The organism is Nonomuraea sp. NPDC002799 (genome assembly GCF_053592075.1).
Map to the genome: position 1 here is coordinate 18,143 of NZ_JBSFVA010000058.1, position 25,766 is coordinate 43,908.

Here is a 25,766-nt window from a genome sequence, read left to right on the forward strand (position 1 = left end):
CTCACTCCCCGACGAGCGCGTCCAGGTCGCGCAGGTTGTAGGCGACGGCCTCGGCTACCCGTTCGAAGGGCAGGTCGAGCGCGGTGGGCAGGGTGTGCGCCCAGAAGCCGATGAGCTGGTCGGCCCGGTTGCGCGCCCCCGGCGGCAGCTTGGGAACGATGATCTCCAGCAGGCCGAGCTGGTCGGCGGCCATCCCGGTGACCTGGTGGAAGAGCGGGTGCGGCACGCTGAGCGTGCCCGCCAGGCCGTTCGGGGTGGCGTTCATGAGCTGCTCGCTGACCAGGCCGCGGAACTCCTCGTCGCCGGCGATCACCCACTGCTCGTAGGCGCGCAGCATGCTCGGCCACGAGGACGCCTTGCCGTACCCGGTGAGCGGGAGCGTGATCGACCCGCCCGCGACGTCGATCCGGATCCGCGCCGGCGAGGCCGGCTCGCCCTCCACCACCTGGACCTGCCCGTTCCAGAGCAGGCAGAGCAGCCGGTGCAGGATGCGCGCCCGGTGCTCCTCCGTCGTGGCGAGGTAGCCGAAGTCGTAGCCGAGCCGCTGGCGCCACTTCAGGTGGTCCTGCGGCTGCTCGTGGTGCAGCGCGTCGGCCCAGCTGTGCAGCACCTCGCGCAGCTCGCGCACCTGGGTGACGCTCATCGAGGTACGCAGTTGCACCACCGTCACCGAGTCGGCGTCGATGTTGCGGAAGTCGGGCGCCTCCGGCAGGTCGATCCGGTCCTTGAGGAAGCGCTCCAGGTCGGGGGCCTTGGCCGGCGCCGGGTAGGAGACCAGCACCTTCAGGTCGCCCGTGCCGTCGGGGGTGAAGCCGCCCGGCACCAGGTCGGCCAGCTTGAGCTGGAACTGCCGCACGTGCGGGTCGTCGCCGCCCACGGCGGCCGCCGCCAGGATGTCGGCCAGCGCGGGCAGCAGCGGCTGCTCGCCCAGCGCGGCGGCCTCGTCGCGGTCCTTGAACAGCTTCTTGACCTCCAGCTTGAGCCGCTCGCGCACCCAGGTGAGCGCATCGGCCGGCTTGCCCGTCCGCCAGGCCAGGTCGTAGGCGTGCCGCCAGCCGTCCGGGCCGAGCAGCGCGTTGACCACGCCGGCCTCCCCGTCGGTGGGGCGCAGGACCTGCCGGGCGACGAACACGTCCACGAAGCGGCGCAGGACCGTGTCGTAGAAGGCCTCGGCGCCGGCGGGCGGCAGCAGGTGGTAGACGCCGACGCGGGTCTCGTAGAGCTCGCCGGCGCGGCGCGCGAAGCGTTCGGCGTCGGCCTCGGCGTGCTCGGCGAACACCTGGGTGAACTCGCGCACCTCGCGGATGAGCTGCTTGCGCCGGGGCTCCCAGCGGGGCATCTGGTCGGCCCACGCCTTGTGCCACAGCGCCTGGCTGCGCCACAGGTACCAGCTTTCCTGGTCGTGCAGGGACGCCTGGACGGCGGGATCGGCCCACTGCGTCTTGCGCAGCAGCCGGTCGCGCATCGGCCGCGGCTGCGGCGGCGCCTCGGTCATGGTCTCGAACGGCTTGCGCGGCTGCGCCCTGCGGTGGTCGAGCAGCCCGGCGAAGCCCAGCCGGTCGGCCTCGTGCACGTCGCCGGGCAGGCCGACCACCACCCGCCGCAACCGGAACGGGTCGACGTGGCCGAGCCCTTCGAGCGCGCCGCGGCGCACGTCCATCTCCTGGGCCATGACCGGCACGCTGCGGTTGAGCCGCCGCTCCAAGGAGGTCAGGTTGTCCTCCATCGCGCGGATCCGGTTGGCCAGCGACTTCTGGATGTCGGCCGCGCCGGCCGCGGCGCGGGCCTCCGGCAGCGGCAGCGGCTCGCGGGTGTTGAGCGGTTCGAGGTTGGCGGTGGTGAACATGCGCCGGATCTCATCGACGTTGCTCTCGGCGGCGCCCGGCGGCATGGCGTCGAGCTGCGTCACCGCCCGGGCCAGCAGCCGTGAGCTGACCAGGTCGGCCAGGTCCTCCACGGGCACGGTCATGGAGGAGACGAACGCCGTCGAGACGCCCCGGTTGCCGATGCCGGAGGCGGCCGGCACCTCGCGCTCCACGGCGCGGTTGATGAAGTCGTCGGCGAACGAGGCCTCCCCGCGGCTCTCCATGCCGCCGAGGGCCTCGCTCGCGCTGCCCGGCCGGGTGCCGGCCAGGGAGACGATCAGGGAGGCGATCGAGCGGTGCAGGTCGTCGCGCTCGACGCCGGGCGGCATGGTGAACAGGAACGCGGTCTGCACCGTGCCGGTGGCCAGGCGTACCTCGCCCTTGCCCGGGTAACGCACGCCGAGCTCGCCCACGATGCCCTGCTCGTCCACCTGTGTGCCCGCCTGCGGCGCGTTCTGGTCGTCCACCAGCCGGAACAGGTCCAGCAGGCTCGCGCCGGCGTTCAGCCGGGCCCGGCGCCCGCCGCCCATGCCCTCGACGAAGGCCGACGGCATGACGACCAGGGGGTAGATCCGTGCTCTGATGTGGTTGCGGGCGAAGGCTTCGCCGATCAGGTGCAGGTAGTCGTAGAAGATGCCGCTGCCGGTGCCGCCCGCCACGGAGAACGCCACGAACACGTCGCATCTGCGCCGTAGCCGGCCGCCCAGCGCGGCCAGCTCGCTGCCCGAGTTGCTGATCGCGCCGATCGCGTCCTCGATGCCCTGCATCACCGGCCCGGTGCCGTAGCGCATGCGCTCGAACAACGCGGCCCTGGCCACCGTGGGAAGTTGTCCCGCCCCCCGCATCAGCGGCGCGACCAGCGGCTCCTGCTCGCGCGGCGGCAGCCAGTCCTTGACCACGTCGCCCAGCGTGGCCCGCAGGCTGCGGGCCACCTCCGGGTAGGAGTCGAACTTCGGCACCACGTCGTGGATCAGGTGGGCGGTGCGAGCGGCCGCCGGGAACTCCCGCTCGGTCGGCACCACCCGGCGGCGGGTGCGGGTCAGCTCGGCCTCGTTGAGGTCGACGTAGACGAACTGCAGGCAGGAGGGCAGCTCGTAGGGAAGGTAGTTCTGCCAGCTGAAATTCCTGATCAGGTCCATGCCGTCCGGACCGCTCAGCTCGTCACGCAGCCAGCGCTCCAGCTCCACTCCGACCCGGCAGCCGGTGCCGCCGAGCCCCACGAACATCATCGGATCAAAGATCCTCATGCGCCCCTCACAACAGATCGTCACCCGGCATCGGCCTGTGGGTCCTGCTTTCGTGCGGCTCGGGTGAGCCGTATACGGGTCGCTCCGCGCCCGCGCCCGCTCCCCGGGCCCGGCCGTCGTCCACGCCCAGGTACATGCCGTTCGGCAGGGCGATGGGCCGGCCCGGCAGGAGCGGCTCCAGCTCCTGCCCCGACGGGTGGCGGACCACGACGGCCTGGCCGCTCCCCCGGCGCACGGTGTAGCCGGTGCCGTACGTGCGCACCAGGCGGCCGCCCGTGACCTCGAAGGCGAACTCGGGCCCCTCGCCCAAGGGGGCCTGCAACCGGCTGATGTACGGCTCGTCCGGCCGGTCGAACAGGAAGAGCGTCAGGTCGCTCGGGTCGGCCGCCCGGCGCCGCGCCCGCCGCCTGGCCAGCAGGATCGGCAGCGCCACCGCCAGGATGACGAGCAGGATCAGCAGCGCCTGCAGGGCCCGCTCCCCTAACGACGCCGGCGGCTGCACGTCCACGTCCACGAATTCCTCGGCCACCACCTGCCCGGCCGGGTCGAGCACCTGCACCATGCCGCCGACCCGGCCCTCGGCGGCGTCCGCGCCGACGCGCAGCGCGAAGGTGTGCTCGGAGGTCCCCGCCGGAGCCTGGAGCCGCTGGGCCGACAGGCTCATCGTGCCCGGGACGTCGACCAGCCGCAGGGCGAGTGGCACCGGCTCGGCGTCGTTGGTGACGCGGACGGTCCCGGAGATCTCGCCGCCCGGCTCCAGGGTGGCCGGCTCAAGCTGCACCTGGGCCCGCAGCCTGTCGGCGGGCCCGGCGACGCGGGTCTCATAGGGCCGCTGGTCGCCGGCCACGCCCGGCCCGCTCACGGTGCCGAGGAAGGACAGCGCGCCGGTGGCCGTGGCCGGGACGGTGACCTGCCCGGAGTACTCGCCGTCGCCCTGCCCCCGGTCGGGGCCGCCGCCCGTGTCGCCCAGGTCGATCGGGAGCTCCTGGAAGCCCTCGCCGGACATGCGGGCGGTGAAGCGCAGCTGCTCCAGCGCGGCCGGGTCGGTGATGACGCCCGTCCGAGTCTGCAGGCGCAGGCGTACGGCCACCTGCTCGCCGGGGCGCGGCCGGGGGTTGCTCAGCGAGATCGAGGCCCGCAGCGCGCCCTGCCAGACGACGGTGGCGCTGACGTCCTGGCGGTCGGCGCCGGGCGGCGAGGTGAGCTGGATGCGCCAGGTGCCCGGCACCGGGTTGCGGATGCGCAGGGACTCCACCGGGCCCGCCTGCCCGGCGGCCTCGAAGGTCGAGTCGTTCTGGTCGCCCTGCTTGGGCACCTGGGTGCCGTCGGGGTCGAAGTAGGCGACCTGGATGCGCCGGTCGCGCTTGACCACCACGATCGAGCCGTCGGTCGCGATGATCGGGATGTTGACGTGCAGGTTGACGGTGGCGCCTGCGTCCAGCGAGTCGGTCACCGACTTCTCGATGCCGGCGCACCTGGCGTAGGCGAACGCCTCCAGCAGGGAGCGCTCCACGTCGGCCGAGCTGGCGACCACCCGGGCCCGCGGCGTGGCCGACTCCTGGTCGCCGCAGGGCTGCCGCCAGCCGCCCGCCGCGAACGCGTCGAGGCTCGCCTTGTCCGCCGCGCCGAAGCCCAGGGGCCAGATCTGCACCTTCCCCTGCTCGGCGCTCTTGAGGCTCTGGACGATCTGGGTTTGGGCGTTGCGGTCGCGGGCCTGGGGGTCCGCGCCGTACTGGGGGCTCTTCCGCACGTCCAGGACGCCGTCGGTCAGCATGAAGACGATCTTGGTCCGCTGCTGGTCGTCGGGCTTGCTCATGATGTCGAGCGCCTGCTCCAGGGCGGCGGCGTGGTCGGTGTCGTTGCCGTCCTCGGTGGCGCGGCGGCGCAGCTTCTCCACGCACCGGCTCAGCGACTCGCGATCCTGCGCCGTCTGCACCCCGCTCAGCGGGCAGACGATGTCCACCGCCGACTGGCCTGGACCGTTGGAGCTGCCGAAGCCCACCACCGCCACCTGGGACCGCGGCGACAACTCGCTGAGAGCGATGAGCTGGGCCGCGGCCCGCTCACGGGCGACGTCAGGCCCGCTCAGGCTGCCCGACTCGTCGACCAGGATGACGACGCGCACCGGCTTGACGTCGGAGGGCGGCGCGGCGTGCGCGGGCACGGGCATCGGGACGAGCACCGCGCCGGCAGTCACGGCCAGGGTGAAAAGGGACCTGAGGGATGGAGTGACACGCACATTTCCTCGCAGTTTCCGTTTTTCTTATCCCGCAGAACGGAGAACGGCCCTGAGAAGTTTCTGACGCGGTTATGGATGCGGCACCCGGTGTCTGGCAATGTCCTGAAAGTTCGGCGCTCCTGGAGCCCCAAGCGCACGCATGCCCCCATGCATCCCCGAGAGTCTTCTCCCACTTGGCAATAAGGATATTTCTCGAATCCCCATCGCGCGCGCATCTCATGCACTTTGTTCACGGCGCACCACAAACCGTGATCTGGCCCAGAAAAGGCCATCCGTAAAGAGCCTTTCCGGGCCGATCTCATGTCCCGCAGTGACGGGCCGGGCTACAGCGCCTGAACCAGGGCCACGATCACCGAGGTCAGCGCGACCGGCCCCATCACGGCCACGGACACCACGGTCGCGCTGTGGCCGGGCAGGACGCGGCCGAGGGTGCGCGCGGCGGCCCGGCGCACCGGCCCGGTGCCCGGCAGCACGAACAGCCCCAGCGTGAACACGCCGGCGGCCAGGGACTCCGCGTGGCTGACGCTCACCCGGCCGGCCAGATGCAGGAAGCTCGCGGCGGCGAGGCCGGACGCCAGCGCCAGCAGCACGTGGCCCAGCGCCACGAGCGCGGCCGTGGACAACGTCCGCCGGGTCTCGGTGGCGAAGTGGTCGCGGGCGCGCAACGCCAGCGAGAGCGCCGCCGCCGCCAGGCCCGCGACGACCGGCGTCATGACGGTCAGCGCCACCAGCGTCACGAGCGCGAGCACGCCGGCGAAGCCGCTGCCGGCCAGGAACCGGCGGAGTTCGAAGGGCTGGGCGGGGGGCGGGGACGGGCGGCGCTCCGCCGGGCGATCGGCGTGCAGGGTCGGCGCCGGGGCGGGCACGTAGGGCGGCGGCTGCTCCGGGCGCCTGGCGGCGTAGTCGACCGGCGGGAGCAGGTCCGTGACGATGTCCATGGTCAGCGTACGGCCTGCGAGCCTCCCCGCTCCCGCCGGGCGGGCCGCCGGATCGAGCACCCTGGCCGTCCGCAACAACTCCCGCGCGCCCGGCCGGGCCGCTGGATCCACCTGCAGCGCCCGGCCCAGCCAGTCCCGCAACCACGCCGGGGCCTTGTCGAGCTGCGCGCGCCCTTCCATGGTGTTGAAGCAGACGGTCTCGAACGTCCCCGTCCCGAACGGCGGTAACCCCGTGGCGGCGAAGAACACCGTCGAGGCCAGCGCGTGCACGTCGGCCGCCTGGGTGATCAGCGAGTCACGGATGATCTCCGGCGCCAGGTAACCCGGCGTGCCGACGAACATCCCGCTCTGCGTCAGCCGGGCCGCGTCCACCAGATGCGCGATGCCGAAGTCGATGACCAGCGGCTCGCCGTGGACCAGCATGACGTTCGACGGCTTGAGGTCCCGGTGGATGACGCCGGCCGCGTGGATGTCCACCAGCGCCTGGCACAGCCCCTCGACCAGCCGCAGGACCTCGCGCGCCGCGAGCGGGCCCTGGCTCAGCACGGTCTCCTCCAGCGTGCGGCCCGCGGCGAACCGGGTCACCACGTACGGCCGCCCGCCGGTCAGCTCGGCGTCGATCACCTCGGCCACGTACGGGCTGCGCACCCGCCGCATGGTCTGCACCTCGCGAAGCAGCCGGTCGCGCGCCTTCAGATCGGCGGCCACGTGCGGATGCAGCACCTTGATCGCGACTTCGCGGCCCGCGGCGTCGAGACCGAGGTGAGCGACCCCCATGCCGCCTTCGCCGATCTTCCGGACCACCCGGTAAGGGCCGAGATGTTCCTGCGCCTGAGTGCTCATTCCCGACGTCATCCTCCGTGATTCCCCTGGCCTGCCGCGCGTCCGTGCGTACGGATCCGGACATTCTCCCGCAGCGCTCCCCCGAGATGCACAGTAAGCGAAGATCGGCGCCCTTGCGTATCCGGCGTCGTGAGGGTCAGAAGCTGAACGGGCGTTCCTGGTCGCGGACGGTCACCCACTGGAGCTCGCTGAACTCCTCGGCGGCGAACCCCAGCCCGAACCTCCCCCACCCGCTGTCCTTGACCCCGCCGAACGGCATGTGCGGCTCGTCGTTGACGGGCTGGTCGTTGACGTGCACGATGCCGGCCTCCAGCGCGGCGGCCAGCCGCAGGCCACGGCGGCTGTCACCGGTGATGATCGAGGCGGCGAGGCCGAAGTCGGAGTCGTTGGCGCGGGCGACGGCCTCCTCGGCCGAGCCGACCGCCTCCAGCACCACCACGGGGCCGAACGTCTCGCCCTGGGCGATCTCGGCCTCGTCGGGGACGTCGGTGAGCACGGTGGCCGGGTAACACGGCGGCGCGGGCACGCCACCGGCCAGGACGCGCGCGCCGAGCCCGACCGCCTCCTTGACCCGCCGGTCGAGCAGCGCCAGGGCCCACTCGTTGATCACCGGCCCGACGACGGTCGCCGGATCGCGCGGGTCGCCCGTCGGCAGCGCCGCGGCCCTGGCCGCGAACCGCTCGGCGAACTCCGCGGCCAGCGGGCGTTCGACGTAGACGCGCCTGGCGCACATGCACACCTGCCCCTGGTGGATGAACGCGCCGTAGGTGGCGGCGTTCACGGCGTACTCCAGGTCGGCGTCGCCCGCCACGATGAGCGGGTTCTGGCCGCTGAGCTGGAGCACCACCCGTTTGAGGTGCCGGCCGGCCTTCTCCGCCAGCCGCCGGCCCGTGGGGGTCGAGCCGGTGAAGTTGATCCGCTTGACGAGCGGGCTGGCCAGCAGCGTGTCGGCGATGGCGCCGGCCTCGCCGGGGGCGTGCGTGACGACGTTGAACGCCCCGGCGGGCAGGCCGGCCTCCTGGAGGATCTCCGCCCACAGCGCGCCTCCGGTGTACGGCGACTCCTCCGACGGTTTCAGCACCACGGTGTTGCCGAGCGCCAGCGGCCCGATGATCGCCCGCCCGGCGAGGGTGAGCGAGGCGTTCCAGGGCGCGATGGCCGCGATCACGCCCACGGGACGGCGGACGGCCATCGCCCGGGTGCCCTCCACGTCCGACGGCAGCAGCTCCCCGGCCGGCTGGTAGGCCAGGTGGGCGGCCTGGCGGAGCAGCTTGAGCGCGAAGTCGAGCTGCACCTGGCCGAAGTGGTGGCCGCAGCCGGTCTCGGCGGCCAGCGCGCCGAGCACCTCGCCGCCGCGCCGCTCCAGGATGTCGGCCGCGCGCAGGAAGATCTGCTGCCGCTGCCGGGGCAGGGCCCGCGCCCAGCCGCCGAACGCCCCGTGGGCGGCGGCGACGGCCCTGTCGGCGTCCTCGCCGTCGCCGGCGGCGACCTCGCCGAGCGTCTCGCCGGACCACGGGGAACGGTTCGGGTACGAGCGTCCGGAGACGGACTCCCGCCAGTCACCGCCGATGAAGTGCCCGACACGTGGCTTGCGCCAGCCGCTCCCGGTGGGCTCCGCTCCGGCCATGCAGCTCGCTCTCCTCGCTCACGTCATCGGTGCGTCCGGCCTAGAAGGGTGCCATCATCGGCGCGGCCCTTCCAAGCACGGTTCGAATAGGTAGAACTGTAAGACCGTATTCTGACCATCGTGACCGACGACGACTCCCCCCGCCCGCGCGGCCGCACGGCGGCGGACTCCTCCTTCTCCGTCTCGCTGGAGCGCGGCCTGCGCATCCTGTCCGCCTTCACCGGCAGCCGGTCCGTCCTCGGGATCGCCGACCTGGCCAGGGCCGCGGGGCTCAACAAGAGCACGACGCACCGCTACGTCGCCACGCTGACGAAACTGGAGTTCGTCCAGCAGGACCCGGAGAGCAGGAAATACTTCCTCGGCCCGCGCGCGGCGGACCTGGGCTTCGCCGCGATCGACTCCATGGAGCTGGCCAAGGTCGCCGGGCCCCTGCTCCAGGCGCTGGCCGACGAGACCGGCTACACCGTCAGCATGGGGTTGTCCGACGGCCCCGACGTCGTCTACGTCGACCGCAGGCGCAGCGGCCGGCGCAGCTCGCTGGCCATGGACCTCAACCTGCACGTGGGGTCACGGCTGCCGGCCTACTGCACGTCGATGGGGAAGGCGCTGCTGGCCTTCAAGGACGCGGCGGCGCTGCGGCAGATCCTCGACCGCACCGACATGGCGCGCCGGGGCCCCAAGACGATCACGAACCGCGAGCAGCTCACCGCGGCGCTGGCCAAGGTGCGCCAGAGCGGCGTGGCGGTCAACGACGAGGAGCTCGCGCCGGGGCTGCGGTCGTTCGCGGCGCCGGTGCGCGACCGCTCGGGCGAGGTCGTCGCGGCCGTCAACGTCGCCGTGCACCTGACCGTCGCGCCCGCCACGGCCGAGGCACTGGCAGGACGCATCGAACCGCCGCTGCGGCGCACCGCCGCCGAGATCTCCAAACGTCTCGGTTACCGGCCCGCCTCCTAGCCGGCGTTCCAAAGGGGAAAGTCGCGTTCGGCTGTTCCGAACCGCATGTTGCTCTGGTGTTGACGGGACCGTAGCGTCGCCTCAACTTTCCGCCACCCCAGCCGTGCTGCTCCTGGCCGCGTGGGGGGCGATCCCGATAGCACCTCTCATATCCCCCCAGAGCAATCGCGGCGTTTCCCCGGGACGAAGGACAGGTCGTGCGGACGCCGCGGTGAAGAGGAGTTCGGCGTGAGCGAAACCCAGACGGGCGGCCTGAACCGCCGTTCCTTCCTCAGAACGGCCGCCGCCGTCGGCGGCACCTCGCTGGTCGGTGCCTGCGGCGGGCTGAAGGGCACGGGGACCTCGTCGTCCGACGTGCTCAAGATCGGCTACGTCAGCCCGCAGACGGGCGCGCTGGCCGGGTTCGCCACCGCCGACAACTTCGTGGTCAAGCAGATCCAGGAGGCGCTGCGGGACGGCTTCACCTCGGGCGGCAAGAAGCGCCGGATCGAGATCGTCGTCAAGGACACGCAGTCCAACCCCAACCGCGCCACCGAGGTCACCCGGCAACTCATCAACACCGACAAGGTCGACCTCATCGTCGGCTCCTCCACGCCCGACACCACCAACCCCGTCGCCGACCAGTGCGAGGCCAACGGCATCCCCAACGTCACCACGATCGCGCCCTGGGAGGCGTGGTTCAACGGCCGGGGCGGCAAGGCGGGCGAGGGCTTCAAGTACACCACCCTGTTCTTCTTCGGCATGCAGGAGTTCGCCGACTGCTTCATCCCGATGTGGGAGCGCATGGACGTGCCGAACAAGAACGTCGCGGCGCTGTGGGCCAACGACACCGACGCCAATGCCTTCCGCCGGGGCCTGGCGCCCATGATGAAGAAGGCGGGCTACACCGCGATCGACGGCGGCGCCTACCAGAACGGCGTCACCGACTTCACCGCGCAGATCGCGACCTTCAAGGAGTCGGACGCCGAGCTGTTCACCTGCACCCCGATTCCGCCGGACTTCCAGACGTTCTGGAAGCAGGCCAGGCAGCAGGGCTTCAAGCCGAAACTGGCCACCGTCGCGAAGGTCATGCTCTTCCCCTCCGAGGCCGAAGCGCTCGGACAGCTCACCGGCAACATCGCCACCGACGTCTGGTGGAGCCCGGCTCATCCCTACAAGTCCACGTTGGACGGCAAGACCGCTCGTCAGCTCGCCGACGACTTCGCCGCGTCCAGCGGCAAGCAGTGGACCCAGGCGCTCGGCTCGGTCTACTCGCTGTTCGAGATCGCGGTCGCGGCGTTCAAGGCCGTGAGCGATCCCCAGGACCGCGACGAGGTGGCCGCCAAGCTGCGCGGCATGAAGATCGACTGCATGAGCGGCAACCTCGACTTCACCACCGGCCCGCAGCCCGGCATCGCCATCCAGCACCCGGTCGGCGGCCAGTGGCGCAAGGGCGAGAAGTTCCCCTGGGACGTGGTCATCGTCGACAACTCCGCCAACAAGGAGGTCCCGGTCGGCGGCGACCTGCAGCCCACCAACCCGGGCTCCTGATGAGCACGCCACTGCTGCACCTCGACGGCATCACCAAGAGCTTCGGCAGGGTGACCGTCGCCAAGGACCTGACCCTGTCCGTCCAGCCGGGCGAGGCGCTCGGCATCGTGGGACCGAACGGCGCCGGCAAGTCCAGCCTGTTCGCGATGATCTCGGGCGACCTGCGGCCGGACAGCGGCGCGGTGTGGTTCGAGGGGCGGCGCATCACCGGCAGCCCGCCGCACGCCCGCACCCGGGCCGGCATCGGCCGCACCTATCAGGTGCCGCGTCCCTTCGAGCACCTCACCGTCTTCGAGAACGTCCTGGTCTGCGCCCACCAGGGCGCGGCGCTCAAAGGCAGGCGGGCGCACGCGCACACCATGGGCGTGCTCGACCGCACCGGCCTGGCCGCTCTCGCCAACACCCCGGCGGGACGGCTTCCGCTGCTGCAGCGCAAGCGCCTGGAAGTGGCCCGCGCCCTGGGCACCGGCCCCCGGTTGCTCCTGCTGGACGAGGTCGCCGGCGGCCTGACCGAGCCGGAGGTGGCCGAACTCGTCGCGGTCATCAAGGACGTGCACGCCGAAGGGCTCGGCGTCGTCTGGATCGAACACGTCGTCCACGCGCTCATCAAGACCGTCGGCCGGATGATCTGCCTGGCCGGGGGCGACGTGGTCGCCGACGACGAGCCCATGCGCGTGCTCGCCGACCAGCGCGTACGCGAGCTCTACCTGGGCGGCGGCCCCGAGACCGGCCTGGCCGGCGAGGACGGGTCCGGAGAGGACGGGACCGGCGACGGCAGGACCGGGGAGGAGGGGCCATGACTCTGTTGTCGATCCGCGGCCTCACCGTCCACCACGGGCAACTGCGCGCTCTGGACGCGCTCAGCCTCGACGTCGGCAGGGGCGAGGTGCTGGCCATCATCGGCGCCAACGGCGCCGGGAAGTCCACCCTGCTCCGCGCCCTCGCCGGGCTGAACCCGCCGACGTCGGGCAGCATCCACCTCGACGGCCGCGACATCACCCGCCTGCCCGCCCACAAGCGGGTGCCCGCGGGCATCGCGCTGGTGCCGGAGGGCCGGCGGCTGTTCGGCTCCCTCACCGTGGAGGAGAACCTGCTGGCCGGCGCCTACCGCAAACGCCCGGGCCCCTGGACGGTCGCCGCCGTCCACGAGTTGTTCCCGTGGACGGCCGAACGCCGCAGGCAGAACGCCGCCCAGCTGTCCGGCGGGGAGCAGCAGGCCGTGGCGATCGGCAGGGCGCTGCTGTCCAACCCCGACCTGCTGCTGATCGACGAGCTCTCGCTGGGTCTCGCCCCGGTGATCGTCCGCCGGATCTACGAGACCCTGCCGCGCATCGTCGGCGCCGGCACCACCGCGTTGATCGTCGAGCAGGACGTCTCCCAGGCCATGCGCGTCGCCGACCGCGTGCACTGCCTGCTCGAAGGCCGCTCCGTGCTGCGGGGACGTCCCCGGGATCTGACCGCGGAGCAGGTCGAACACGCGTATTTCGGCATCGGAGCGACGCTCCCCGTACAGGAGGGACGACCCTGACATGGGCTGGCTCAACGCCCTCGTCCAAGGACTGCTGCTCGGCGGTCTCTACGCGCTGTTCGCCACCGGGTTGTCGCTGATGTTCGGCGTCATGCGGATCGTCAACCTCGCCCACGGCGACCTCGCGGTCGTCGCGTCGTTCCTCGCGCTGGCCCTGGTCAGCGGCACCGGGCTGCCCCTGTGGATCGTGCTGGTGGTGACCGTGCCGCTGTTCGCGGCGCTCGGCTACCTGACCCAGCGGGTGCTGCTCCAGCGCAGCCTGGCCGCGGGGCCGCTGGCCACCCTGCTCGTCACGTTCGGCCTGTCCATCGTGCTGCAGAACGTGCTGCTCGAGGTCTTCTCCGCCGACACCCGCACCCTCGACGGAGGCTCGTTCGCCACCGGATCGTTCGCGGTCTCCGGCTCCGTCTCCGTCGGCTACCTGGCGCTCACGACGTTCCTGCTGGCGTGCGCGGCCCTGGCCGGCATCCAGCTCTTCCTGTCGCGCACCGGGCTCGGCCGGATGTTGCGCGCCTCCTCCGACGACCGCGAGACCGCGAACCTGATGGGCGCCGACAGCCGGCACGTGTACGGCATCGCCACCGCCATCGCCTTCGCCACGGTGGCGCTGGCCGGACTGATGTTCGCCATCCGCTCGTCGTTCGACCCGTCCATCGGCCCCTCCCGGCTGATCTTCGCCTTCGAGGCCGTCGTCATCGGCGGGCTCGGCTCGTTGTGGGGCACCCTGCTCGGCGGCGTCGTCCTCGGCGTCACCCAGTCGCTGAGCGCACAGGTGGACCCCGCGCTGACCCTGCTCGCCGGCCACCTCGTCTTCCTCGCCGTGCTGGCCTTCCGGCCGCAGGGCCTGCTCGCTGGACGGACCGCATGACGCTCTCCCACCTCCTGGCCACGCACGCGACGGCGAACCTGCACGTCAGCCGCGCCGCCCGGTCCGCCAAACTGCCGGCGGCGGTCATGGCGGCCACCGCCGCGCTGCTGGCGGCGCTGCCCTTCCTGGTCTTCAGCACGGTCACCGACACGCTGATCAACCTGTTCGTGCTGATCGCGCTGGCCGGCATGTGGAACCTGCTGGCCGGCTTCGGCGGCCTGGTGTCGGTCGGGCAGCAGGCCTACATCGGCATCGGCGCCTACAGCCTCATCGCCCTGGCCGACCTGGGGGTGCAGCCCTACCTCGCGGTGCCGCTGGCCGCCCTCACCTGCGCGCTGTTCGCGCTGCCCACCTCGTGGCTGGCCTTCCGGTTGCGCGGCGACTACTTCGCCGTCGGGACCTGGGTGATCGCCGAGGTCTACCGGCTGCTGGTCGTGCGCGTCGACAGTCTCGGCGGCGCCAGCGGCAAGGGCCTGACCGGGCTGTCCGGCATCGACCAGACGCTGCGCGGGGCGCTGACGTACTGGGTGGCGCTCGCGCTGGCGCTGGCCACGATCGCCTGCTGCTACCTGCTGCTGCGCGGCCGGCTCGGCCTGTCGCTCATGGCCGTGCGCGACGAGGAGACCGCGGCCGGCTCAGCCGGGATCGACGTGCGGCGGGCTAAACTGCTGGTCTATCTCGTCTCCGCGGCCGGCTGTGGCGCCGCGGGCGGCGTGATCACGCTGGGCTCGCTCAGCGTGAACCCGGACTCCATCTTCAGCGTGCAGTGGTCGGCGTACATGATCTTCATCGTGGTGATCGGCGGCATCGGCACCATCGAGGGCCCGCTGCTCGGGGCGGTCGTCTTCTTCGCGCTGCAGCAGGTGCTCGCCGACTTCGGCTCGTGGTACCTCGTGCTGCTGGGCACGGTGGGCATCGCGGCCGCGCTGTGGCTGCCGCGCGGGTTGTGGGGCCTGGTGCCCAGGCTGAGCCTGTTCCCCGTCGGCTATCACGTACGGAGCTCCGATGACCCTGCGTGAGGCCGCCGCCATGGCCGCGGGCGCGTTGTCACCCGCCGAGCTGACCGAGCGGTTCCTGACCGCGATCGAGGCCACCGAGCCCCGCCCTCTCGTACCGCGCATGAGTCACTGACACGACAACCAGAAGGAGGAACCGCCCGTGGGACTGCTCGACAGCGTCGACTGGCAGGGAAAGATCTTCAAGAACGGCGGCTGGACGTCCGGACACGGCGGCGACTACGCGGTCACCGAGCCCGCCACCGGCGGCGAGCTCGGCCGGATCGGCCTGGCCACCGCCGACGACGTCACCGAGGCCGCCGCGAGCGCCGCCGCCGCGCAGCGGGAGTGGGCCGCGCTGCCGCACCCGGCCCGCGCCGCCGTCCTGCGGAAGGCCGGAGACCTGTGGCAACAACACGCAGAGGAGATCAGCGGCTGGAACGTCCGCGAGGTCGGCGCCGTCCCCGGCATGGCCGGCTTCGCCCTGCACGTGGCGGCCGAGGAGTGCTACGAGGCCGCCGCGCTGCCCGGCCGGGCGATCGGCGAGGTCCTGCCGTCGGAGCAACCACGGCTGTCCATGGCGCGGCGCCTGCCGGCCGGGGTGGTCGCGGTGATCTCGCCGTTCAACGTGCCGATCATCCTCGGCATCCGCTCGGTCGCCCCGGCGCTCGCGCTCGGCAACGCCGTCGTGCTCAAGCCCGACCCGCGTACCGCGGTCACCGGCGGCGCGCTGCTGGTGCGGGTGTTCGAGGAGGCCGGGCTGCCGCCCGGCGTGCTGCAGATGCTGCCCGGCGGCGCCGGCGTGGGTGAGGCGCTGATCACCGATCCGCACGTACGGGTCATCTCCTTCACCGGCTCGACGGCGGTGGGCCGGCGTATCGGCGAGCTGGCCGGCCGGCACCTCAAGCGCGCCCACCTGGAACTGGGCGGAAACTCCGCGCTGCTGGTGCTGGACGACGCCGACGTGGACGCCGCGGTGAACCTGGCCGCCTGGGGATCGTTCTTCCACCAGGGCCAGATCTGCATGACCACCGGCCGCCACCTGGTGGCCGCCCGCCTCTACGACGACTTCGTGGAACGGCTCGCCGCCAAGGCCGCCGCGCTCCCGGTCGGCGACCCGGCCGGCGGCCAGGTGGCGCTCGGCCCCGTGATCGACGCCGGCCAGCGCGACAAGATCCACCGCTTGGTGACCGCCAGCGTCGGCGCGGGCGCCACGCTGGCCGCCGGCGGAACCTACGAGCGGCTCTTCTACCGGCCGACGGTGCTGGCCGGCGTCCCGCTGACCGCGCCCGCGTTCGCCGAGGAGGTCTTCGGCCCGGTCGCCCCGGTCACTCCCGTCTCCTCGGCGGAGCAGGCCGCCGAGCTGGCCGCCGCCGGTGAGTACGGCCTCTCGCTCGGCATCGTCACCCGGGACGTGATGCGCGGCCTGGCCCTCGCCGAGCAGATCCCGACCGGCATCGTGCACATCAACGACCAGACCGTCAACGACGAGGCCAACGCCCCCTTCGGCGGTGTCCGCGCCTCCGGCACCGGCGCCCGCTTCGGCGGGGCCGCGGCCAACATCGAGGCGTTCACCGAGACCCGCTGGATCACCATGCGCGGCGAACCGCCGCGCTACCCCTTCTGACCATGTTCAGCCGAGCACGATCTGAGTGATCAGGTAGAGGTTCAGGCCGATCACGAGCACGGCGACGACGGCGGCCGTGACCGTGGTCAGGCGCCGGTTGGCCAGGGGTCCCATGAGCTCGCGGTCATGAGTGAGCAGGACGAGCGGGACGAGGGCGAACGGAATGCCGAACGACAGAACGACCTGCGACCAGACCAGGGCGTCCATGGGGTCGACGCCCGCGAACAGGATGACCAGGGCCGGCACGAGCGTGATGGCGCGGCGCAGGGTCAGCGGCAGGGTTCTGCCGAGGAAGCCGGCCATGATGACCTGACCGGCGTAGGTCCCGACCGACGAGGAGGCGAAACCGGAGGCGAGCAGGGCGAGCGCGAAGGCGAGCGCCGCAGGGTGGCCGAGCATGGCGTCCAGCCCGGTGTGCACGTCGCCGAGGGTGGTCACGGGTTGTGCGGGATAGAAGAGCCTGGCGGCGATGATGAGCATCACGGCGTTGGCGAACCCGGCTATCCCCAGGCCGACCAGGGCGTCCAGCCTTACCGACCGCAGCAGCGGCCGGCGCTCGAAGGCCGGGTCGGCCTGGGCGAGACCCCGCGTGTGAGCGCTGGTGAGGCTGGAGTGCAGGTAGATCACGTGGGGCATGACGGTCGCTCCGAGGATTCCGGTGGCGAGCAGCACGCTCTGGGTGCCCGAGAAGGCGGGCACGGCCCCTCCGGCTATCGCCGGCAGGTCGATGCCGGCCAGCGCGACGTCGAAGATGAATCCCAGGATGATGATCAGGAGCAGCCCCGCCACCGCCGCTTCGAAGCGGCGGTATCCGCGCGACTCCAGACCCAGCAGCGCGAAGGCGGCGGCGCCGGTGATGAGCCCGCCGATGGGCAGCGGCAGCCCGAAGAGCAGGTTCAAGGCGATGGCTCCGCCGATCACCTCCGCGAGGTCGGTGGCGATGGCGACCAGCTCCGCCTGTGCCCACAGTCCGAGCACCACCGGGCGGGGGAAGCGGCGGCGGCACATCTGCGGGAGGTCATGACCGGTGGCCAGGCCGAGTTTGGCGGACAATATCTGCACGAGCAGCGCCATGAGATTTCCGGCGATGATCACCCATAACAGGAGATAGCCGAATTCCGAACCGGCGGCGAAGTTGGTGGCGAAATTGCCGGGGTCCACGTAGGCGATGGCGGCGACGAAGGCCGGGCCGTACATCACCGCCCGCCGCCGAGCCGGTTTCCTGGCGGGCGTGGTGGTCGCGCTCATGGATTCGTCACCCCATCGCCGTCCGCTGGGCCGCGCCCGTCCCCGGAACTACCCGGCCACGTTGAACACGTTGATCGCGTCGATGTGCTCGGCGCGCAGTTCCGCGTCCCGTACGCCGAGACCCTCGCCCGGCACCAGGCACAACACCCCGACCTTTCCTTTGTGGACGTTGCGATGCACGTCCAGCACCGCCTGGCCGACGTCCGTCAGCGGGTAGCTCCTCGACAACGTCGGATGGATGCGCCCCTTGGCGATCAGCCGGTTCGCCTCCCACGCCTCCCGGTAGTTGGCGAAGTGCGACCCGATGATCCGTTTCAGGTTCATCCAGAGATAGCGGTTGTCGAATTGGTGGACGAACCCGGACGTCGAGGCACACGTGACGATCGCCCCGCCCCGGCGTGTGACGTAAACGGAGGCGCCGAACGTCTCACGGCCCGGATGTTCGAAGACGATGTCCGGATCCTCCCCGCCGGTCAGCTCCCGGATCTTGGCACCGAACCGGCGCCATTCGCGCTGGTCCTGCGTGTGCTCGTCGCGCCAGAACTGGAAGCCCTCGGCGGAACGGTCGATCACCAGCTCCGCGCCCAGCCGCCGGCAGGCCGCCGCCTTGGCCTCGCTGGAGACCACGCACACCGGAATGGCCCCGCCGTTCAACGCGTACTGGGTGGCGTACGAGCCCAGACCGCCGCTCGCCCCCCAGATCAGCACGACGTCGCCCTGTTTCATGCCGGCCCCGTTGCGCGAGACCAGCTGGCGGTAGGCGGTCGAGTTCACCAGCCCCGACGACGCGGCCTCCTCCCACGTGAGGTGCCGCGGCTTGGGCATCAACTGGTTGGTCTTCACCAGCGCCAGCTCCGCCAGGCCGCCGAAGTTGGTCTCGTAGCCCCAGATCCGCTGCTCGCTGTCGAGCATCGTGTCGTTGTGGCCGTCCGGGCTCTCCAGCTCGACGCTCAGGCAGTGCGCGACGACCTCGTCGCCGGGCGCCCATCGGGTCACGCCGGGACCGGTCCGCAACACGACGCCGGAAAGGTCGGAGCCCAGCACCTGGTACGGCAGGTCGTGCCGCTGGGCCGCCGGGGAGATCCGGCCGTACCTGCGCAGGAACGCGAAGGTGCTGACCGGCTCGAAGATCGAGGACCACACGGTGTTGTAGTTGATCGAGCTGGCCATCACCGCGACGAGCGCCTCCCCCGCGCCGAGCTCCGGTGTCGGCACCTCCCGGACGTGCAGCGACTTGCGGGGATCGCGGTCCTTGGCCTCGACACCGCGGAACATGTCGCTGTCGTCCGCCTGGATCGTCGCGCCGCGATAACTCTCCGGCACGGGAAGCGAGCCGATCCCGGCATGGTCGCCGGCCAGGATCGCGTCGAGAATCTGGTGCACCGTGTCATCTCCTTGCTAGGCGGTGGCGGCGGAGGGCCTGTCGAGCGGGACGGACTTGCGGCGTGGCCGGCTCCAGCGCCGCATGCAGGGCCGTTCGACGCTCACGTGCAGCAGCCAGGCGATCCCCGTCGTGACGATCAGCGACCCCCCGATGAGGGCGAGCCCGGTCGCGGTGTCCCACTTCGTCCCGACGCCGATCAGCCGGTGCCCGAAGTGCAGGACCAGATAGTGCACCACGAAGAACGCGTAGGAGATCTCGCCCAGCCAGATCATGGCGCGGTGCCGGAACAGCGACGAGGTCCCGCGCAGGTCGGCGTCGGCGGCCGCGGCCACCACGAGGGTGAGCGGCACGACCACGGGCGCGACCAGGCTGTGGATGGTCGGCATCAGCAGCACCTGCGACGTGAAACCGGCGGCCAGAACGAGCAGCGCCGCGCTCAGCGGCACGCGCACCATCAGGCCGTGCCTGACGATCCTGGCCATCAGCAGCCCGAGCGTGAAGTCGAGGCCCCGGGTCAGCGGCAACATGTAGACGAACCAGTTCTGCACCAGCGACATGGGGGCGCCCTGGAAGCTGGGCTCCGAGGGCAGGATGAGCTGCGCGAGGAACGGGACCGCCACGATGGCCGCGACCACCACGCCCGCGTACCACCACAACCGTTGCGGGCGGATGCGCCGCACCACCGGCAACAGCCACGGCAACGCCAGGTAGAACACCACCTCGACGCTCAGCGACCAGGTCGGCCCGTTGATCGCGGTCATCCCCGGCACCCAGGCGTGCACCAGGAAGAAGCTCGCGACGTTGGTCCAGAGACCGGCCTGTTCGCCCGCCCACGCGGCCAGCAGCACCGCGGCCGCCCAGGCGACCAGATGGTTGGGAGCGATCTTGACGAAGCGCCTGCGCAGGAAACTCCGTGGCGAGTCACTCTCGACGGCCGACCAGGCCAGCACGAAACCGCTCAGCACGAAGAAGAAGCCGACGCCGGCGAATCCGAGCGCCAGACCGGGAAAGTAGATCGCCATGGTCAGCGCCGGATCGCCCAGCAGCGCCTCCACCACGAAGGCGTGCGACAAGAAGACCAGAAACGCTGCGGCGAATCGCATTCCGGTCAGCGAAGGTAAGTGGGAGCCGTCGGACTTCCTGGGCGTCTGCTGCACGGTGTTTCTCCTCACCCGTTGTTCCGTGGAACCTCTCCAGGGAGAGTGGCCGACGTCTCTTACGCCGGGCTTACCCATCCCTAAAGCCACGAAGAGCAGCGACATCACGACACACAGTGACGCCGGCAGGCCGTCCGGCGACCGCAGAGGCGTGCGGTGTCAGAAGTGGGCGGGTATCCGGCCGATCAAACCGACCGACTCGACGAAGAAGTACACACCCCGGAAGAACAGCAGGGTGTTGCTGCCCTCCTGCAGCTTCAGCTGCCGGTACATGACCAGCCGCTGCGGATCGCGTTCACCCGCCAGCAGACCCTGCCAGACGGCGAAGTCGCCCACCAGCACGTAGTCGGCCGCGACCGGTTCGCCCGATCCGATGATCGACGCCTCGGCGCACCGGCCGTCCTGCCATCTCAGGTACAGATAGGACGGTCCGTCGAGATCTTCCGGCCTGCCGCGGACGCCGAGCGCCCAGGAGTACGAATAGGACGTACGCGCCCGCTCGATCCACGCCCAGTAGGTCGGCAGCTTCGTCGCGCGTTCCGCCTCGTCCGGGCCGTCGTCCACCGCCTTGCGGGCCGCCTCCGCCCACTCCTCGCCGAAGAACCGCAAGGTCGTGTTCTGGGTTGTCACGCTCATCGTCAGCCTCCCGCCAGTTCCGGCTGGATCCTGGACACCATGGCCTCGATGTCGGGCGGCAGGCCGATCCCCACATCCGACAACTTCATCCGCAGTTGCCGCATCATCACCTGCTGCACGTCCGGCGGTGACCAGCCGAGCGGCTCCAGCGGGACGGGCCTGCTCGCCGCGCCGTTGACGCTCAGCTCCGCGCGCAGCGTGTCGTGGATCTCGCGGAGCAGCCGAGGATCCTCCTGTACGGAGTCACGCAGGAACCGCATGCCGAACTGCACATGCCGCGCCTCGTCCCGGCAGGACGCGGTGAAACCCGTGTAGTAGCCGGGAAGGTAGCCGCGCCGGCGGCAGTAGGTCAGCGTGACCTTCATGACCGTCAGCGCCAGAACCCCTTCGGTCCACAGGAAGTACGCCGTGCCGTAGCGGACCCGGCGAACCGGGTCCTCCGGATCGCGCCTGAGGTCGTCCGCCAGGTAGGCCAGGAGCCCGAACGGGCCGACGAAGGTCTCCGAGACGAACTCGAACGACGAGTCGAGCAGATCCTGGACCGATTCGCCGGGCAGCTTGACGACCTCGCGGTAGAACCGGTCGAAGAACACCGTGTGCCGGGCCTCGTCCTCGATCTGGGTGGCGAGGTAGATCTTGGCCTCCTCGCTGCCCGCCAGCATGAAGACCGGCAGTTCGACCTCGACCTGCCGCTCACCGTGGTGGAACCCGGCCGCGATGGCCGCGAACGCGTCGCGCTCGTCCTGCGGCATCCGGGTGTTCCAGTCCACGACGTCCTGGCTGAAGTCGAGGTCGTAGACGTCCCACCGCTGACGGTAGTAGCGCCGATACAGGTCGATGTAGTCCGGCAGTTTCTTGAGGTCCTTGTGGACGTAGTCCATGACATCGTCGAAGTCCAGGTTGCGGATCTCGGCTAGAGAGGACCCCTCCACGAGGGCTACCGTCTCCTGGGACATCTCAGGCATAGGCGTGCTTCTCCCTGATCTGCTTGCCGGTTACTCCGTATGCGGACCGATCGTGGTCGTGGCTACGGACTCCGGGGGCTGGGTCTTGACTACTCGGTGCGGCAGAAAAACGACCGCGAGCACGATGCCGGCCAGCGAGACCGCGCCGACCAGCAGAAACGACGTCGTCATGCCGTCGACGAAGGCCGCGGACGCCGACCTCAGCAGCGCCGCCGAGCCCTGCTCCTGAGCCACCGCCACACCACTGGCCAGGCTCTCCTTCACGGCCTCCGCGGCCGCGGGCGGCAGCCCGCCGACATCGACGGAGTTGCGGTACACGCCGTTGAGGACGGAGCCGAGGATCGCCACGCCGAACGCGCTGCCCACCCGCTGCATCGCCTGGATCAGCGCGGATCCCACACCGCTGCGCTCGGCCGACAACTCGCCGAGTGCCGCGTCCATCGCCGTGGTGATCACTACGCCGAATCCGGCGCCGATGATCACCGACCACAGGGCGACATAGCCGTATCCGGTGTCCAGGCCGGTCATCGCCGCGAGCACGAATCCGACGGCCATCAACACGAAGCCGGCCGCCACGGTGAACTTCGAGCCGATGGCGCGGGCCAGGAACCCGGCCAGCAGGGTGCCGAGCGCGAGCCCGCCGATGACCGGGAGCAGGCGCAACCCGGCGCCCATCGGGTCGGTGCCCTGGATCTCCTGGAAGTACTGCGGCAGTGTGAAGAGCAGGCCGAAGATGGCGAAGAACACGGTGATCGTCAGGATCGTGCCCCAGGTGAAGCTGGCGGAGCGGAACAGCCCGAGCTCGATCAGGGGCTGGCCGCGCCTGCTGATGCGCCGTTCCCACCCGACGAAAGCCGCGAGCGTCAGCAGGCCGGCCACGATGACCGTGAGCGCGAGCGGGTCGCCCCAGCCGCGTTCGCCCGCCTGGATCACGCCGAACGTCACGATCGCCAGACCGGCGCTGGAGATCAGCATGCCCACGAAGTCGATCCGCGGGCGATGCTCGCTGCGTGACTCGGGCATCAGCAGGATCAGCGTCACCAGGGTCACGATGACGACCGGCACATTGATCAGGAACACCGATCCCCACCAGAAGTGCGAGAGCAGCCAGCCGCCCACGATCGGCCCGAGGGGGAAGGCCACGGTGGTGATCAACGTCAGCAGCCCGATCGCCTTCGGCCGCTCCGCTTCGGTGAACATCACCGGAACCATGGCGAAGGGCAGCGGAACCAGCGCCGCGGCACCGAGGCCGAGCACCGCGCGGGCGGTGATCAACGCACCCGCGGAAGTGGCATAGGCGGCGAATAACGAAGCCACCCCGAACAACGCCAGTGCGATCAGCAAGACTTTCTTACGGCCCAGTCTGTCACCGAGCAGGCCGATAGGTAACAACAGTGACGCTTCCACGAGCACATAAGCGTTGACGATCCATTGCAACTGCCCAATGGACGCGCCCAGTTCGGCAGCCAGTGTCGGCAGCGCCAGATTCAGCACGGTCATATCGAGACCGGTGATGAGGATGGCCAGCGACAGCATGCCGATTACCCACCACTTGCGTGTCCCGTAGTCTTTCATCTGACTCACCCGCTCCCTTGTCGGACCTCTCTGTCGCGCACCGAGCGTAGCGGATCATGCTCGCCTCAGCATCGAAACCTCTCTACTCGCCCGACGCAATCCAGACCAAGTGAGCAACGTGCTCCGGCGTAACGCGTTCGTGCCGCCGACCGGGACATGACGAGCATCAGGGCAGCGCCTAACAGACCGCTTAAGGTGCCCTAAAGCCGTTCTGAAGCGCCTGCCGAGCCGTCCGCTTTAGGACCGGGTAAGGCGCTTATTAGCCCCCGCTTTTACCCTGCCGACGCCGGCTGTTATGAGGAGTTGATCGCGGTGACGGATCAGGACAGGTTGCGCACTTACCTCAAGCGCGTGGCGGCTGACCTCTACGAAACCAGACAACAACTTCAAGCCATACGCGAACAGCGCGACGAGCCGATCGCGGTGGTCGGCATGGGCTGCCGTTACCCCGGCGGAGTGCGATCGCCGGAGCAACTCTGGGAGCTGGTCGCCGGCGGCGTCGACGCCATCTCCGATTTCCCCGAGAACCGGGGATGGAGCACGGACATCTACCACCCGGACCCGGACAGGCCCGGTCATACGTATTCAACTCGCGGCGGTTTTCTTTACGACGCCGGCGAATTCGACGCTGCTTTCTTCGGGATCAATCCGCGTGAGGCCGCCGCGATGGATCCGCAACACCGGCTGCTGCTGGAGACGACCTGGGAGACGCTCGAGAACGCCGGACTGGACATACGGTCGGTCCGGGACAGCGACACCGCCGTCTTCATCGGCACGATGTACGACGACTACGGCATGGGGATGACGAATCCGCCCGCCGAGCTGGAGGGGTTCCTCGGCCTCGGCAGCGCGTCGAGCATCGCCTCCGGCCGCATCGCCTACACGTTCGGCTTGCGCGGGCCCGCCGTCACCGTCGACACCGCGTGTTCGTCCTCCCTGGTCACCGTCCACCTCGCCGCCCAGGCCCTGCGCAACGGCGAGTGCTCACTGGCGCTCGCCGGCGGTGTGACCGTGATGGCCACGCCCGGCGTGTTCGTGGAGTTCAGCCGCCAGCGCGGGCTGTCGCCGGACGGCCGCTGCAAGTCGTTCTCCCAGCTCGCCGACGGCACCGGCTGGAGTGAAGGCGCCGGGATCCTGCTGCTGGAACGGCTGTCGGACGCCCGGAGCAACGGCCACACCATCCTCGGCCTCATCCGGGGCAGCGCCGTCAACCAGGACGGGACCAGCAGCCAATTGTCGGCTCCGAACGGTCCGGCCCAGCAGCGTGTCATCCAGCGGGCCCTGGCCAGCGCCCGGCTGACCCCGTCCGACGTGGACGTGGTGGAGGCGCACGGCACCGGCACCACCCTGGGCGACCCCATCGAAGCGCAGGCCATCCTCGCCACCTACGGCCAGGACCGCGACCAGCCGTTGTGGCTCGGCTCGATCAAGTCCAACATCGGCCACACCCAAGCCGCCGCAGGTGTGGCCGGCATCATCAAAATGCTCATGGCGATGCGGCACGGCACCCTGCCCCGGACGCTGCACGCCGATCAGCCCAGCCCCCACATCGACTGGACCTCTGGCGCCGTCAACCTGCTCACCCAAGCCCAGCCATGGCAACCCAACGGACACCCCCGCCGCGCCGCAATCTCCTCCTTCGGCATCAGCGGCACCAACGCCCACCTCATCCTGGAACAACCACCCGAACCAGAACCCACCAAGCCGCCCGAGCCCGCCACGCCCTCAACACCCCAGCCACTACCGTGGCTGCTGTCCGCGAAAACGAGTGACGCCCTGCGCGCCCAAGCCCGCCATCTCGCCGACCGTGTCCAAGCGCAGCCGGACCTTCATCTCGGCGACGTCGCCCACACGTTGTTCAGGCGTTCGCAGTTCGGCTACCGCGCCGCCGTCACCGCATCCACCCGCCAGGACTACCTCACCGGCTTAGCAGCGCTGGCCAACGGTGAGGCGCCGATCACCACCGGCGACGGCGGCAAGGTCGCGTACCTGTTCACCGGGCAAGGCGCCCAGCACCCCGGCATGGGCCGCGAGCTGTATGCGCACCATCCGGTGTTCGCCCGCGCGCTCGACGACGTCTGCGACCACTTCGACTTCCCGCTCCGCGACATCATGTGGGCCGAAGACCCCGAACAACTCCACCAAACCGGCCACACCCAACCCGCCCTCTTCGCCCACCAAACCGCGCTCTACCACCTGCTCCAGCAGCACGGCCTCACCCCCGACTATTTGGCAGGCCACTCCATCGGTGAGATCACCGCCGCCCACATCGCCGGGGCCCTCACCCTGAGCGACGCCTGCACCCTCATCACCGCACGCGCCCACCTCATGCAAACCCTGCCCCCCGGCGGCGCCATGCTCGCCATCAACACCACCGAGCACGACATCCGGCCCCACCTCAGCCCGACCGTCGCCCTCGCCGCCGTCAACACCACCACATCCGTGGTCATCTCCGGCGACACCCACGACGTCCTGGCCATCGGCGAGCACTTCGCCGCACGCGGCGTGCGCACCCGCCAACTCACCGTCAGTCACGCCTT

19 protein-coding genes are annotated in these 25,766 nt (G+C 70.6%); 9 read left to right on the plus strand and 10 right to left on the minus strand.

Annotation, left to right across the window (positions count from 1 at the left end; all coding sequences use genetic code 11):
* Window position 1: 1 nt before the first annotated feature.
* The 4 genes from ACWD0F_RS48540 to ACWD0F_RS48555 all read right to left on the minus strand — a co-directional run bounded on the left by ACWD0F_RS48540 (window position 2) and on the right by ACWD0F_RS48555 (window position 8,759).
* Complete coding sequence (locus ACWD0F_RS48540) at window positions 2–3,112, minus strand: tubulin-like doman-containing protein (protein WP_449889428.1); 3,111 nt, start codon at window positions 3,110–3,112, stop codon at window positions 2–4.
* A 7-nt stretch (window positions 3,113–3,119) separates the two neighbouring features.
* Window positions 3,120–5,309: a vWA domain-containing protein gene (locus ACWD0F_RS48545; RefSeq protein WP_449889430.1), complete on the minus strand. Its 2,190-nt coding sequence runs from the start codon at window positions 5,307–5,309 to the stop codon at window positions 3,120–3,122.
* Window positions 5,310–5,674: 365 nt separating this feature from the next.
* Entirely contained in the window at window positions 5,675–7,132 is a 1,458-nt protein-coding gene (locus tag ACWD0F_RS48550; RefSeq protein ID WP_449889431.1) for a serine/threonine-protein kinase, read from the minus strand.
* 136 nt (window positions 7,133–7,268) lie between these two features.
* Window positions 7,269–8,759: an aldehyde dehydrogenase family protein gene (locus ACWD0F_RS48555; RefSeq protein ID WP_449889433.1), complete on the minus strand. Its 1,491-nt coding sequence runs from the start codon at window positions 8,757–8,759 to the stop codon at window positions 7,269–7,271.
* A gap of 120 nt (window positions 8,760–8,879) precedes the next feature.
* Between ACWD0F_RS48555 and ACWD0F_RS48560 the strand changes: the two genes are divergently transcribed.
* The 8 genes from ACWD0F_RS48560 (at window position 8,880) to ACWD0F_RS48595 (ending at window position 16,261) form a co-directional block, all read left to right on the plus strand.
* Window positions 8,880–9,713, plus strand: coding sequence for an IclR family transcriptional regulator (locus ACWD0F_RS48560; RefSeq protein ID WP_449889435.1), 834 nt, complete (start codon window positions 8,880–8,882; stop codon window positions 9,711–9,713).
* 228 nt (window positions 9,714–9,941) lie between these two features.
* Entirely contained in the window at window positions 9,942–11,243 is a 1,302-nt protein-coding gene (locus ACWD0F_RS48565; protein WP_449889437.1) for an ABC transporter substrate-binding protein, read from the plus strand.
* Window positions 11,243–12,043, plus strand: coding sequence for an ABC transporter ATP-binding protein (locus tag ACWD0F_RS48570; RefSeq protein ID WP_449889439.1), 801 nt, complete (start codon window positions 11,243–11,245; stop codon window positions 12,041–12,043). Before ACWD0F_RS48565 ends, ACWD0F_RS48570 begins: the two co-directional genes overlap by 1 nt.
* On the plus strand, window positions 12,040–12,771 hold the full coding sequence (locus tag ACWD0F_RS48575; protein ID WP_449889441.1) for an ABC transporter ATP-binding protein: 732 nt from the start codon (window positions 12,040–12,042) through the stop codon (window positions 12,769–12,771). The genes ACWD0F_RS48570 and ACWD0F_RS48575 overlap by 4 nt, the downstream gene beginning before the upstream one ends.
* Before the next feature lies 1 nt (window position 12,772).
* Window positions 12,773–13,639, plus strand: coding sequence for a branched-chain amino acid ABC transporter permease (locus tag ACWD0F_RS48580; RefSeq protein ID WP_449889442.1), 867 nt, complete (start codon window positions 12,773–12,775; stop codon window positions 13,637–13,639).
* A complete protein-coding gene (locus ACWD0F_RS48585; protein WP_449889444.1) occupies window positions 13,636–14,658 on the plus strand; it encodes a branched-chain amino acid ABC transporter permease in 1,023 nt (340 codons plus the stop codon). The genes ACWD0F_RS48580 and ACWD0F_RS48585 overlap by 4 nt, the downstream gene beginning before the upstream one ends.
* Complete coding sequence (locus ACWD0F_RS48590) at window positions 14,645–14,770, plus strand: hypothetical protein (RefSeq protein ID WP_449889446.1); 126 nt, start codon at window positions 14,645–14,647, stop codon at window positions 14,768–14,770. The genes ACWD0F_RS48585 and ACWD0F_RS48590 overlap by 14 nt, the downstream gene beginning before the upstream one ends.
* Before the next feature lie 27 nt (window positions 14,771–14,797).
* Window positions 14,798–16,261 carry an aldehyde dehydrogenase family protein gene (locus ACWD0F_RS48595; RefSeq protein WP_449889447.1) on the plus strand — a complete coding sequence of 488 codons (1,464 nt, stop codon included), beginning with the start codon at window positions 14,798–14,800 and terminating at the stop codon, window positions 16,259–16,261.
* 6 nt (window positions 16,262–16,267) lie between these two features.
* On the opposite strand, the gene ACWD0F_RS48600 is transcribed toward ACWD0F_RS48595, so the two are convergent.
* From ACWD0F_RS48600 to ACWD0F_RS48625, 6 genes are all read right to left on the minus strand, one after another.
* A complete protein-coding gene (locus ACWD0F_RS48600; RefSeq protein WP_449889449.1) occupies window positions 16,268–17,509 on the minus strand; it encodes an Nramp family divalent metal transporter in 1,242 nt (413 codons plus the stop codon).
* Window positions 17,510–17,557: 48 nt separating this feature from the next.
* Window positions 17,558–18,892 (minus strand): crotonyl-CoA carboxylase/reductase, encoded by a 1,335-nt coding sequence (gene ccrA / locus ACWD0F_RS48605; RefSeq protein WP_449889451.1) that lies wholly within the window; start codon window positions 18,890–18,892, stop codon window positions 17,558–17,560.
* Between the two features lie 15 nt (window positions 18,893–18,907).
* Window positions 18,908–19,996: an acyltransferase family protein gene (locus ACWD0F_RS48610; RefSeq protein WP_449889453.1), complete on the minus strand. Its 1,089-nt coding sequence runs from the start codon at window positions 19,994–19,996 to the stop codon at window positions 18,908–18,910.
* Window positions 19,997–20,209: 213 nt separating this feature from the next.
* Window positions 20,210–20,686, minus strand: a complete 477-nt coding sequence (locus ACWD0F_RS48615; RefSeq protein WP_449889455.1) for a hypothetical protein — start codon at window positions 20,684–20,686, stop codon at window positions 20,210–20,212.
* 2 nt (window positions 20,687–20,688) lie between these two features.
* Window positions 20,689–21,651, minus strand: a complete 963-nt coding sequence (locus ACWD0F_RS48620; RefSeq protein WP_449889457.1) for a ribonucleotide-diphosphate reductase subunit beta — start codon at window positions 21,649–21,651, stop codon at window positions 20,689–20,691.
* Between the two features lie 30 nt (window positions 21,652–21,681).
* Window positions 21,682–23,187, minus strand: a complete 1,506-nt coding sequence (locus ACWD0F_RS48625; protein WP_449889459.1) for a DHA2 family efflux MFS transporter permease subunit — start codon at window positions 23,185–23,187, stop codon at window positions 21,682–21,684.
* 351 nt (window positions 23,188–23,538) lie between these two features.
* Here ACWD0F_RS48625 and ACWD0F_RS48630 point away from each other — a divergent pair.
* The coding region (locus tag ACWD0F_RS48630; RefSeq protein WP_449889461.1) for a type I polyketide synthase at window positions 23,539–25,766 on the plus strand (2,228 nt) is incomplete at its 3' end.